General features: G+C 68.2%; 10 protein-coding genes. 7 read left to right on the forward strand and 3 right to left on the reverse strand.

The window, feature by feature from the left end:
* The first annotated feature begins 305 nt into the window (after positions 1 to 305).
* The 3 genes from hemA (at position 306) to EJJ38_RS18215 (ending at position 3,419) form a co-directional block, all read left to right on the forward strand.
* A complete protein-coding gene (gene hemA, locus EJJ38_RS18205; protein WP_127091865.1) occupies positions 306 to 1,586 on the forward strand; it encodes a 5-aminolevulinate synthase in 1,281 nt (426 codons plus the stop codon).
* A 46-nt stretch (positions 1,587 to 1,632) separates the two neighbouring features.
* A complete protein-coding gene (locus EJJ38_RS18210; protein ID WP_164738569.1) occupies positions 1,633 to 2,319 on the forward strand; it encodes a lysozyme inhibitor LprI family protein in 687 nt (228 codons plus the stop codon).
* Between the two features lie 173 nt (positions 2,320 to 2,492).
* Positions 2,493 to 3,419 (forward strand): ABC transporter substrate-binding protein, encoded by a 927-nt coding sequence (locus EJJ38_RS18215; RefSeq protein ID WP_164738570.1) that lies wholly within the window; start codon positions 2,493 to 2,495, stop codon positions 3,417 to 3,419.
* An 82-nt stretch (positions 3,420 to 3,501) separates the two neighbouring features.
* Here the strand turns inward: EJJ38_RS18215 and EJJ38_RS18220 are convergent, their stop codons facing one another.
* Positions 3,502 to 4,179 (reverse strand): protein rhiA, encoded by a 678-nt coding sequence (locus EJJ38_RS18220; protein ID WP_127091868.1) that lies wholly within the window; start codon positions 4,177 to 4,179, stop codon positions 3,502 to 3,504.
* Between the two features lie 525 nt (positions 4,180 to 4,704).
* Between EJJ38_RS18220 and EJJ38_RS18225 the strand changes: the two genes are divergently transcribed.
* On the forward strand, positions 4,705 to 4,944 hold the full coding sequence (locus EJJ38_RS18225) for a hypothetical protein (RefSeq protein WP_127091869.1): 240 nt from the start codon (positions 4,705 to 4,707) through the stop codon (positions 4,942 to 4,944).
* Between the two features lie 114 nt (positions 4,945 to 5,058).
* Here EJJ38_RS18225 and EJJ38_RS18230 read toward each other — a convergent pair whose 3' ends face one another.
* On the reverse strand, positions 5,059 to 5,625 hold the full coding sequence (locus EJJ38_RS18230; protein WP_245454320.1) for a PadR family transcriptional regulator: 567 nt from the start codon (positions 5,623 to 5,625) through the stop codon (positions 5,059 to 5,061).
* 78 nt (positions 5,626 to 5,703) lie between these two features.
* Here EJJ38_RS18230 and EJJ38_RS18235 point away from each other — a divergent pair, with 78 nt between their 5' ends.
* The 3 genes from EJJ38_RS18235 (at position 5,704) to EJJ38_RS18245 (ending at position 9,468) form a co-directional block, all read left to right on the forward strand.
* Positions 5,704 to 7,323: an AMP-binding protein gene (locus tag EJJ38_RS18235; protein ID WP_127091871.1), complete on the forward strand. Its 1,620-nt coding sequence runs from the start codon at positions 5,704 to 5,706 to the stop codon at positions 7,321 to 7,323.
* Positions 7,323 to 8,138 carry an SDR family oxidoreductase gene (locus tag EJJ38_RS18240; RefSeq protein ID WP_127091872.1) on the forward strand — a complete coding sequence of 272 codons (816 nt, stop codon included), beginning with the start codon at positions 7,323 to 7,325 and terminating at the stop codon, positions 8,136 to 8,138. Before EJJ38_RS18235 ends, EJJ38_RS18240 begins: the two co-directional genes overlap by 1 nt.
* Before the next feature lie 127 nt (positions 8,139 to 8,265).
* The gene (locus EJJ38_RS18245; RefSeq protein WP_420836897.1) at positions 8,266 to 9,468 is read left to right on the forward strand and encodes an ABC transporter substrate-binding protein; all 1,203 of its coding nucleotides are present in this window, start codon (positions 8,266 to 8,268) and stop codon (positions 9,466 to 9,468) included.
* Positions 9,469 to 9,637: 169 nt separating this feature from the next.
* Here the strand turns inward: EJJ38_RS18245 and EJJ38_RS18250 are convergent, their stop codons facing one another.
* A complete protein-coding gene (locus EJJ38_RS18250) occupies positions 9,638 to 11,941 on the reverse strand; it encodes a transglycosylase domain-containing protein (protein WP_127091874.1) in 2,304 nt (767 codons plus the stop codon).
* Positions 11,942 to 12,113: the final 172 nt, after the last annotated feature.

A 12,113-nucleotide genomic window follows, 5' to 3' on the forward strand; every position in this document is an offset into this window, starting at 1 on the left:
CGCAAGCGGCATTTTGATGAATTTTGCTCCACATTGGCGCCATGATCGCAGGACGGCTGATCATTTGCCGGGCACTGTTTCTCGAAGGCACCCGAAGAACCACTGAACGCGCGCTCGCGCGCGAGCTAACGCGCTCGTGATGGCGGCCCCCACGGGGAACAGCCGCGCTTCATCGCCGCGCAGGGCCTTTAAGGCTTGATCGGCATCAAGGCAGGAGGCAATGTGCGCACTTAAAGATTGGAAGAATTCGCGAAAGCTTTCCTGAAAGTCGCGGGTTCGGCCCACCCCGCGCCCCGGGACGATACATGAACTACGATTCTTTCTTCGCCGATGCCGTCGATGCCCTGCGCCGCGAGCGGCGCTATCGCACCTTCGCCGAGATCGAGCGTGACGCGAACCGCTTCCCCCGCGCCATGTGGCATTCGGCCGGCGGACCCCGCGAAATCGTGGTGTGGTGCTCCAACGATTATCTCGGCATGGGCCGCCACCCGGTGGTGATCGAGGCCATGCGCGAGACCGCCGCCCTGCGCGGCGCCGGTGCCGGCGGCACCCGCAACATTTCCGGCAACAGCCACGAGATCGTGCAGCTTGAGCAGGAACTCGCCGACCTGCACGGCAAGGAGCGGGGGCTGGTCTTCACCTCCGGCTATGTCTCCAACGCCACCGGCATCGCCACCATCGTCAAGCTGATTCCCGACTGCGTGGTCATCTCCGACGAGCTGAACCACAATTCCATGATCGAGGGCGTGCGCCAGGGCGGCCGGCAGAAGGCCATCTTCCGCCATAACGACCTCGCCCACCTGGAAGAGCTGCTGCAGGCGGCCGGCAACCGGCCCAAGGTGGTGGTGTTCGAGAGCGTCTATTCCATGGACGGCGACATCGCCCCCATGGCCGAGATCTGCGACCTCGCCGAACGCTACGGCGCCATGACCTATCTGGACGAAGTGCATGCCGTGGGCATGTACGGCCCGCGCGGCGCGGGTGTCGCCGAGCGCGACGGCGTCATGGACCGAATCGACGTGATCGAGGGCACGCTGGGCAAGGCGTTCGGCGTTGTCGGCGGCTATCTCACCGGCAAGCGCGTGGTGATGGACGCGGTGCGCTCCTATGCGCCCGGCTTCATCTTCACCACGGCCCTGCCGCCGGCGGTCGCCGCGGCGGCCACCGCCTCCATCCGCCACCTCAAGACCTCCCAGGCCGAGCGCCAGGGCCAGCGCACCCAGGTGGCCAAGGCCAAGGCGGCGCTCGCCGCCGCCGGCCTGCCGCAGATGGAGACGCCCACCCACATCATTCCCGTGATGGTGGGCGACGCGAAGGCCTGCAAGGCGGCGAGCGACGTGCTGCTGGCCGAGCACGGCATCTATATCCAGCCCATCAACTACCCCACCGTGCCGCGCGGCACGGAGCGGCTGCGCATCACCCCCACCCCGTTCCACACGGACAAGATGATCGCGCATCTGGCCGAATCGCTCAGCGACGTGTGGGCGCGCCTCGATCTGCCCCGCGTGGCGGGCCACCAGCCCCAGGTGCCGCTGCGGGCCGCCATGGGCGCCAAGAGCATCGCCCTTCCCATCGCCGGCGGCTGACCGGGTGCAAGGCGGTCGATCGGAGCGCATTCGGTCGAGACATGCGGTGCTCGCGTCTCTCGCGGGCGCCGTGCTGCTCACCCTCTCCTTGCCCGCCGCAGCCGCCCCGTCCTTCGATTGCGCCAAGGCGCGCACGAAGGTGGAAAAGGGCATCTGCGCCAGCCCCGCATTGTCCGCGCTCGATCAGCGACTCGCCGCCGCCTATGCCAAGGCCATGGCGCGCCTCGACCCGGCGGGGCAGCGGGCCCTGAAGGCGGACCAGCGCATCTTCCTCGACGTGCGCGACCGCTTCTTCGGCACGCCGGACTATGACCTGAAGTCCGACCTCGCCGAGCGCGCGGCGTGGCTGGAGCGCATCGACCCCTCCGCGACCAAGGGCTGGGACGGCACCTGGGGCAGCGTGATGGGCGAGATCACCCTGTCCAAGGGGGGCGCGGCCGCCGATATCAATACTGTCGCCCTCACCCAGGGCCACCCCACCTGCACCCTCGAAGTCGCAGCCATCGTGGACGGCGACACCCTCCTCGTCGGCGGGGCGCCCGCCGACCTGAAGGAAAATGACGGCTGGAGCGTGCGCCTGGCACGGTCCGGCACCGCGCTCACGGCGGAGCTTCTGCCGCCCAAGGCAAGCGACAGCGCCGGCGGCCCGCCCTTCTGCGGGAATATTCCGTCCATCGGCGGCGCCTTCCTTCCGCTGCGCGCACTGCCCGACGAGCCCGCGCCGAAGAAGTGACCCGCCCCGCCCCCGTCCCTGCCCAAGGGCCGGGTCCGGGCATCCGGATCGCACGGACGCCCCGTGCCCCGCTTATCAAGCGGAGCCGTTGGTATAAGCTGCCGAGCATCATATGAGCGGGTGGGCAGATGCTGACGAGGCGGAGTGTCATGGCGGGATTGGCGGGGACGGCGGTGGCTTCGCACGCATTCGGGCAAGGCACCACAGCCCCGCCCCTTCCCGAGATCGCCCTGTTCCGGGACGCCACCGAGAGCCTGTTCGCCGTGGCCGATCTGCGCCGCGTGGCCGATCCCTCCGCGCCGCCCGTTCCGCCCCGCCATTTCGTGAAGGATGCCGACGAGGCCCATTCCCTCGCTTTGGGCGGTCCCATTCCCGTGGTGGGCATGTCACTGGACGATTTGTTCGACTGCCGCCGCATGGACCATCCCGGCGCGCGCGATCTGGTCGCCTTCTCGGCGGTCCATCGCGGCTTCCTCCAATTGATGGCGACATCCGGCATCACCACCATCGCGGACCTGAAGGGCAAGCGCGTCGCCGTGGATACGGACACCGGCTATGCCAGCGCCCTGTTCGAGATATTGCGGCGGCACGATCTTCTGCGCGGGCGGGACTATGAGGTGGTGTATGCGGGCGCCACCAATCTGCGCTACGCCAAGCTGCTGGACGGCGCCTTCGACGCCACTCTTCTCGGCGCGCCCTTCACGCGCATGGCGCAAGCGAAGGGCTTCCGTTCGCTGGGCAGCGTCATCGATGCGCTGGGCGGCTATCAGGCCATCGTGCTGTGCGCCCGCACGCCCTGGCTGGACGCCAACCCCGCTGCCGCCCGCGCCATGGCCGACTGCCTGACGGGAACGCTGGCCTTCACGCGCACGCCGCAAGGTGCTCCCGCAATTGATGCCTATCTGGCCGCGCTCCTGCCCGACGGCCCCGCGGAACTGCGCGCCGGAATCGGTGCCGACTTGTTCGGGCCGAAGAGCGAATTCCTCGCGGACGGACGCCCCCATGCGCGGGACGTGGAGGTGGTCATCGAACTGTTCAATGCCTCGCGCGGAACCAAGCTCACGCCCGCCGAGGCCGCCGCCGCGTGGCGGCTGATCTGACGGCCCCTCACCCCTTGAAGGACCGCAACGCGGGGCGACCCGCGTTGCGCAGAAGCCGGGCCGACGCCCCGCGCGAAGGCCGTCAATCGGCGGCGAGATAAGCGTATTCCGCGAGGCGCTGCGGGCGGCGCACCAGTTCCGCATTGGCCTGGCCGAGGGGCTGGATGGTCCAGGTGAAGTCCGAATTCAGCGTCGCCACCATGGCATAGACATTGGCCGGGAAGGCCACGTTGGCGGGGTTGCTGATATTGGTGATGTCCAGCACCTGGCCGGGCAGGTAATTGCCGAAAGCCACCCAATATTGGGGGTGGGGCGTGAAGATGGCATTGTCATTGGGATAGGCCTGGACCGCGAAGGTGCCCGAGCCCGACATGCCGATGCCGATGGCCGCCTGATTGGCCGGGAAACCGCCCGCTGTATTGATGATGAGGGAGCCCGGCGTGCCGCCCGTGGAGGGCTGCTCGAAGCCGTAGGCGCCATCCACATAGTCGAACTGGATCTTGTTCACGCCCGCCGGATCGGCCGGAACCACCTGGCTGGCGATGAAGGTGACGCCGGGCGTGAGCACGCCGGTCTGCGACCAGACGAAGGAATAGTCGATGGTCCAGGCGAAATCGATGACGGTGCCGGGACGGGCCTGCTTCGCGAACCAGGCCAGCGACACCACTTCGGGAACACCCAGGTTCGGATCCTGCTGGTAGCACAGGAAAGACCGGGTGGCCGAGCTGTTGTTGATGAAGCGCAGCGTATACTTGGTCATTTGCTTCTCTCCAGATGGGAATGACGGAGTGTCTTCCGGCGAGGATCGCCGGACTGGTCCCTGCAACCTGCCCGGCCTGCGCAGGCCCCTTCCCTTCAAGACATGACCCCGCCCGCCCCGCACTGTCGGCGCGGGGATGATGCTGCGCAGCGGGGCCTTCACGCGCCTGGACAAGCGCATGCGGGCGGCCGCCGGGCGGCGCTGGGACAGGAGTCTTGGCGTGAACGCAAACGGAGCCAGGAGGCCGCCGCCGCCGCGCATTTCCAGACAGAAAGACGCGGCGCCGGCACGGAGCGGCAGGACAGGCACGCCTCAGGCGAGCCGGATGGACACTACACCTTTTGCGATTGTCGTCAATAATTGACAACCAATAATTGCATTGATTACCGTCCGGGAACCTGCGGTGGGCCCCACCACATGAAGATCAATCGAATATCACTCGATTTCTTTAGGCGCCTACACAGACGCAGGCTCACACGGGAGCTTCAAATGCCTTGGACCATTACAAACCAGCAAGCAGACCCCATGGCCTTTACTCTGGACAACGGAATCGTGAGCAATGCCCAGGGTGGGCAGGCCGTGGTCGTGGCGGTGGGTGTAGCGCGGGTGGCCTATCACAAGCTGAACTATGCCCGCGTGGGCATCTGGCCCTTCCCGGACGGGCAGGCGCTGAACGCCAGCTATGACGGGGGCCAGAACATCCGCATCCAAAACCCGGCGACGCAGGTGACCTGCATCTTCAGCTACACGCAGCCCGCCGACTGACGCGCCCGTCGCATCTCCGCCTGCCCCGGTGCCGGATGTGTCCGGCTTCCGCCCGCCGGCCTTCCGAACGCGGCACGCGCCGCGTTCGGGCGGGAAGCCGAGGCCGGAAGAGGCTCACGCCTCGGGCGGGTCGTCAGCCACTTCCTGCCAGAAATCGAGGCAGGTGCGGGCCATGCGCAGGCCGAGATCCAGCGGCGCCATGCGGCGGCGGCCCTGGCGCGCGCTGTAATGGATGGCGATGGCCTCCAGCACGGCGATGCGCTCGCGATAGAGCCGCACCTGGTCCTGCGCCAGCGTGACCAGCCCGTCGCGGGTCATGAATTCCGAGAAGAAGAGCTGCAGGACCGCCATGTCCCGCATCTCGAACACCTCGCCCGGCGGGCTCACCAGCCAGCCATCCAAGGCCGCGCGTCCGGCTTGCGTGAGGCTATAGACCTTGCGGTGGCGCCCGCCTTCCTCCCGCTCCTCCTCCAGCAACCCGGCCGCCGTCAGGCGCTCCGGCTCGCCATAGAGCTGGGAATGGGGGAAGGGCCAGAAATAGTTCACGGACCGGCCCGCCGCCCGCTTGAGCTGATAGGGCGTCGAGGGCCCGCGCAGGCCCAGCAGCCCCATCACCAGATAGGAGACGGGACTAAGGCGCAGAGGCGGGTCCGCCTTGAGGGAGGTCGGCAGTTTTGACATAGTCCGATTCATACCGTACGATAAAAACCGTTCCAAGGAGATCGGCCGTTTCAGGCCGACGCTGGGAGGAGGTATGGCATGATCGGCGCGAAACGCACGCCGGAATTGACGCGCGCCCATTGGATCGCCGACACGTCCGAGCCCGTTCTCGAGACCAGCATCGGCGACGCGCTGCGCCGGGCCGCCACCGCGTTCGGTGCCCGCACGGCCCTGGTTGATGGCATCGAGGGCGGCGGACGGCGCTGGACCTATGACGGGCTGCTGGCGGACGCCGAGCGCACCGCCCGCGCGCTTTCCGCCCGCTTCGCGCCCGGCGAGCATGTGGCCATCTTCGCCGCCAACAGCCCGGAATGGGTGATGGCGGAATTCGGCGCCGCTCTGGCGGGCCTCACCCTCGTCACCGTCAATCCCGCCTTCCTCGCCAAGGAAGTGGCCTATGTGCTCGGCCAGTCCCGGGCGGCCGGCGTCATCGTGCAGAACCTCTATCGCAGCCGCGATCTCGTGGCCGTGGTGGAAGAGGCCCGCGCGGAGCTGCCCGGGCTGCGCGAGGTGATCGCGCTCGACGGCTGGGACGCCTTCCTCGCGGGCGGGGATACGCCCCACGCCTTGCCCGCCGTCGCGCCCACGGATATCGCGCAGATCCAGTACACGTCCGGCACCACCGGCTTTCCCAAGGGCGCCCAGCTCACCCATCGCGGTCTTGCCAATAATGGCCGCTTCTTCGCCCGCTCGCTTCATGCGAGGCCGGAGGATGTGTGGGTGAACCCCATGCCCATGTTCCACACCGCCGGCTGCGGGCTCGTGACCCTCGGCGCGCTCCAGACCGGGGGCGTGCATGTGCTGCCGCCCGCCTTCGACCCGGCTTTGATGCTGGCTTTGTTCGAGGCGGAGCGGGGCACGCTCATGCTCTCCGTGCCCACCATGCTCATCCGCATGCTGGATCATCCGGATGCGCAGACCCGCGACCTCTCCGCCTGGCGCCTCTCCTCGCTGGGCGGCGCGCCGGTGCCGCCCGAACTGGTGCGGCGCGCCCGCGACCGGTTCGGCGTGAAGGTGGCCATCGGTTTCGGCCAGACGGAAGCCTCGCCCTATCTCACCCACACCGTGCCGGACGATCCCCATCCCAACTGGATCGAGACGGTTGGGCCGCCGCTTCCCCAGACCGAGCTGAAGGTGGTGGACCCCGCCTCCGGCGAGACGCTGGGCCTCGGCCAGACCGGGGAAATCTGCGCCCGCGCGCCGGGCGTGATGGCGGGCTATTTCGACAATCCCGGCGCCACCGCCCAGGCGCTGGATGCGGAGGGCTGGCTGCATACCGGCGACCTCGGCAGCATGGATTCCCACGGCTATTGCCGCATCGAGGGGCGCCTCAAGGACATGATCATCCGGGGCGGGGAGAACATCTATCCCCGCGAGATCGAGGACGTGCTCTTCACCCATCCGTCCGTGGCGAGCGCCGCCGTCTTGGGGGTGCCGGACACGGAGTGGGGCGAGCAGGTGGCCGCCTTCGTGCAGGCCCGCCCCGGCGCGACGCTGGACGAGGCCGCGCTTGCCGCCTTCTGCCGCGCCCATCTCGCCCCGTTCAAGGTGCCCCGCCTGTGGCGGATCGTGGACCAGTTTCCCCAGACCGCGTCGGGGAAGATCCAGAAATTCGTTCTGCGCGACCAGTTCCGCGCCCAAAACCAGGAAAACATCTGATGGCATCGCTGACGGGAAAGACGCTGTTCATCACCGGCGCCTCGCGGGGCATCGGCCGCGCCATCGCGCTGAAGGCCGCCGCCGACGGGGCCAATGTGGCCATCGCCTCCAAGACCTCCGATCCCCATCCCAAGCTGGTGGGCACCATCCATTCGGTGGCCCGCGAGATCGAGGAGGCGGGCGGTCGCGCTTTGGCGCTTGAGGTGGACGTGCGGGAAGAGACCGAGATCGCCGCCGCCGTGGCCAAGGCCGCCGAGGCATTCGGGGGCATCGACATCCTCATCAACAATGCCTCGGCCCTGTTCCTGGCCCGCACGCCCGACACGCCCATGAAGCGCTTCGACCTCATGCACCAGGTGAATGTGCGCGGCACCTTCGCCACCACCCAGGCCTGCCACCCGCATTTGAAGCAGGCGGCGAACCCGCATGTGCTCGTCCTCTCCCCGCCGCTCACCCTGGAGCCGGACTGGTTCGCGGACCACTGCGCCTACACCATGTCGAAGTATGGCATGAGCATGTGCGTGCTGGGCATGGCCCGCGAGTTCGCGGCGGACGGCATCGGCGTGAACGCGCTCTGGCCCTCCACCATGATCGAGACCGCCGCCACCAAGGCCATGGGCGTGCCCCAGGCGGGATGCCGCAAGACCGACATCATGGCGGATGCCGCCTACGCCATCCTCACCCGCGACGCCCGCGCCTGCACCGGCAATTTCTTCATCGACCAGGCCGTGCTGGAGCAGGAGGGCATCACCGATTTCGAGCCCTATGCGGTGGTGCCCGGCACCCCGCTGGAGCGCGACCTGTTCGTCGCCTGAGACGGGCTCACTGAAGACAACGGTTCGACCCGGCGGCACCACCGCCGCCGGGACCGAAGACACGCGCCCGCGCAAGACGGGACGCGCCCATAAGGGGGAAACCATGCCAAGGACAAACAGCTTCCGCTTGAAGGCCGGCGCCCTGGCGCTCGGTGCCGCTCTCCTCGCCACGCCCGCCGCAGCGCAGGTCTCGGACGATGTGGTGCGCATCGGCGTGCTCAACGACCAGGCCGGCCCGCTCTCCGGCTATTCCGGCCCCGGCTCCGTGATCGCCGCGCGCATGGCGGTTGAGGATTTCGGCGGCACCGTGCTGGGCAAGCCGGTGGAAGTGATCGTCGCCGACCATCGCAACCTGCCGGACGTGGCCGTGAACACCGCCCGCGAATGGTTCGACGTGAAGGGCGTGGATGTCATTTCCGACCTCACCTCCTCCACCATCGCGCTCGCCGTGCAGGGCATCGGGCGCGAGAAGGGCAAGGTGGTGATGCATGTGGGCGGCGGCACCGACCGGCTCTATGGCGCCGATTGCTCACCCACCGGCTTCCTGTGGGTCTACGACACCTATTCCTTCGCCCGTGGCCTCGGCCTCGCGCTCACGGGCGGGCCCAGCGGCACCTGGTTCTACATCGCCTCCGACACCGCCTTCGCCAAGGCCATGGAGGCGCAATTGACGCCGGTCATCGATGCCGCCGGCGGCAAGGTGCTGGGGGCGGTGAAGCACCCCGTGGGCACGTCCGACTTCTCCTCCTTCCTGCTCCAGGCCCAGGCGTCGGGCGCGAAGAATATTGCGCTGCTCAATACCGGCGACGACACCGCCAACGCCATCAAGCAGGCCACCGAGTTCGGCCTCGCCCAAAGCGGTCAGTCGCTGGTGGGCACGGTCATCTATCTCCAGACCATCCACGCGCTGGGGCTCCAGGCCGCCCAGGGGCTGAAATTCGTCACCACCTTCTATTGGGACCGCACGGACGGCTCCCGCGCCTTCGCCAAGCGCTTCGCGGAGCGCAATGGCGGGCGCATGCCCTCCCAGGTGCAGGCGGGCATGTATTCCTCCACCCTCGCTTATCTACGGGCGGTGAAGGCGGCGGGCACGGACGAGGGCAAGGCGGTGGCGGCCAAGATCCGCGAACTGCCCGTGGACGACTTCTTCGCCGAGGGCGCGCGGGTGCGGGCGGACGGGCGGCTCATGAACGACATGTTCCTCGCCACCGTGAAGACCCCGGCCCAGTCCAAGGGACCGTGGGACTATTACACCCTCACCACCCGGCTGAAGGCCGACGAGATCATCCGCCCGCTGGCGGCCGGCGGCTGTCCTTATCTGCAGCAGTGAGGGACACCGGAGCGGGGACGGCGCTGACGCTTTCCCCCTCCCCAGCCCTCCCCCGCAAGCGGGAGAGAGAGTTTTACGTTGTGCGGAAGGGAAAGCCCTCTCCCGCTTGCGGGGGAGGGTTGGGAGGGGGAATTCACCCCAAGCAGACCACTCCGAAAGGGTGCCCCCCTCAGCGCCGCCCGCCCAGGAACGTGTCCACGAACCAGCGGTCCAGGGTCATGGGCTCTTCCTGGCGCGGTGCCTGCTGGGGCGGGAGGGTGCCCACCACGGCGGCGGGCGCCTCGTCCGGCAAGGCGCCGGGGGGCAGTGGCTGGCCGATGCCGAAGAAGGCCGACCGGGCGCCGCCGGGCAGTTCCGCCACGGGCACGCCCTGCAGCGCGCCCTTCATGTAGCGGCTCCAGATCTCCACCGGCAGATTGGCGCCGGACGCCTTCTTGGTGGGCGAGGAATCGTCATTGCCCAGCCACACCGCCGTGACCAGCCGGGCCGTGTAACCCACGAACCAGGCGTCGCGATAATCCTGCGAAGTGCCGGTCTTGCCCGCCGCTTCCCAGCCCGGCAGATCGGCGCGGCGGCCGGTGCCGGTGATGAGGGTTTCCTCCATCATGCGGTTCATCATGGCCGCATATTCCGGCGCCATCACGCGGCCCGGCCCGGAGGCGGCGCGGGAATAGAGCACGCGCCCGTCCGCCCCCTTCACGCTGTCGATCACATAGGGAATGACGCCGATGCCGCCATTGGCGAAGGGCACATAGGCGGAGGCGAGTTCCAGCACCGAGACCTCGGACGTGCCGAGCGCGATGGAGGCGTTGGGCTCAAGCTGGGAGGCGATGCCCAGCCGATGGGCCGTGGACACCACCGCCTTCGGCCCCACTTCCAGCACGAGGCGCACGGACACGGTGTTGAGCGACAGGGCCAGCGCCTGCTGGAGCGTCACCGCGCCGCGATAATCATGGGTGGAATTCTCCGGCCGCCAGCCCTTGAGCTGGATCGGCCCGTCCTCGCGCACGGTATCCGGCGTCAGGCCCTTTTCCAGCGCGGTCAGATAGATGAAGGGCTTGAAGGCGGAACCCGGCTGGCGCCGCGCGGTGACGGCGCGGTTATACTGGCTCTCCTCATAGGAGCGCCCGCCGATCAGCGCCTTCACGGCCCCGTCCGTGTCGAGCGAAACCAGCGCCCCCTGCCCCACACCGAATTTGGCGCCGGATTTCGCCAGCGTGTCCGAGAGCGCACCTTGCGCCTGGGCTTGCATATTGGCGTCGATGGTGGTGCGCACGGTCACATCGCCGGACAGTTCGCCCACGAAGGAATCCAACTGCTCGGCCACCCAGTCCGCCACATAGCCGATGGAGCCGGGTGCGGAGGGCGGCGCCACCGTGGCGGGCTTGGAAACCGCCATGGCCTGCATTTCGGGCGAGATCAGCCCCTGCTCGCGCATGGAGGATAGGACCAGGGCCGCCCGGTCCTGGGCGGCCTTGAGGTTGCGCGTGGGCGCAAGGCGCGAGGGGGCGTTGACGATGCCGGCCAGCATGGCGGCTTCCGCCAGCGTCACATTGCGCGCGGACTTGCCGAAATAGCGCTGGGCCGCCGCTTCCACCCCATAGGCGCCCGCGCCGAAATAGACGCGGTTCATATAGAGGTCGAGAATCTCGGCCTTGGTGAATTTCTGCTCCAGCCAGAGCGCCAGCACCACTTCCTGGATCTTGCGCGAGAAGGTGCGCTCCTGGGTGAGGAAGAGGTTCTTCGCCAATTGCTGGGTGAGCGTGGAGCCGCCCTGGCGCACCCGGCGCGAGAGCAGGTTGGTGGCCATGGCGCGGCCGAGGCCCACGGGATCGAGGCCCCAATGGTCGTAGAAGCGCCGGTCCTCGATGGCGATGAAGGCGTTGGGCAGATAGGTGGGCAATTGCTTGAGCGGCACCGCCGCCCCGCCCATGTCGCCGCGCGTCGCCAGGGGTTTCCCGTCGGCGGACTGGATCATGATGGTGGGCGGACGCTTGGGCACCATCAGCGTCTGCATGGGCGGCAGCTTGGAGGCCTCATAGGCCACGATTCCGGCAACGCCCAGCGCCACCCAGACGCCCAGGATCAGGCACCATTTGATGAGGAAACCCAGCAGGGAGAAGCGCTTGCGCGGCTTGCGGCGCGCCGGTTCGGCGCTGCCCCGGCCACCCCTGCCCTCGCCCCGCCCGCTGTCGCCGCGCGCGGCCTTCTCGCGCCGCGGCTCGGCCTTTTCGGGCTTCCGGGCACTTGGGGAGGATCGGGTGGACCGCTCGCGCGCCACGGGCTCTCCTTCCGGTTCGGGCGGCGGCGACTCGGCACGGGTCCGGCGCTTGGGCCGCTCCTCCTCCCGCGCGCCTCCGGCGCGGTCGCGGGCATCCAGGCGAATGTCGAACGGGGTCTGCGCCCGTGTCTCGCCCGGCCGTGCGAGAACGGGTTCGCGCCGTTCGTCCTCACCTTTTCCGCGCCACGCCATGCGATCTCCGCCCGCTAGAGCCGGATGTGTTTGGAGAGCATCGCTCCGCGATCCCGTCCAAACACTGAAATCCGTCTCTTTTCAAAAAAGGAGAGAACGACCCGCGCCTGCACGGGTCGCGCTCTATGTCTCCGAGCAGACCTGAAAGACCTTCGATTGCGGCCATTTAAGG

It is taken from the genome of Aquabacter cavernae (assembly GCF_003993795.1).
GTDB lineage: Bacteria > Pseudomonadota > Alphaproteobacteria > Rhizobiales > Xanthobacteraceae > Aquabacter > Aquabacter cavernae.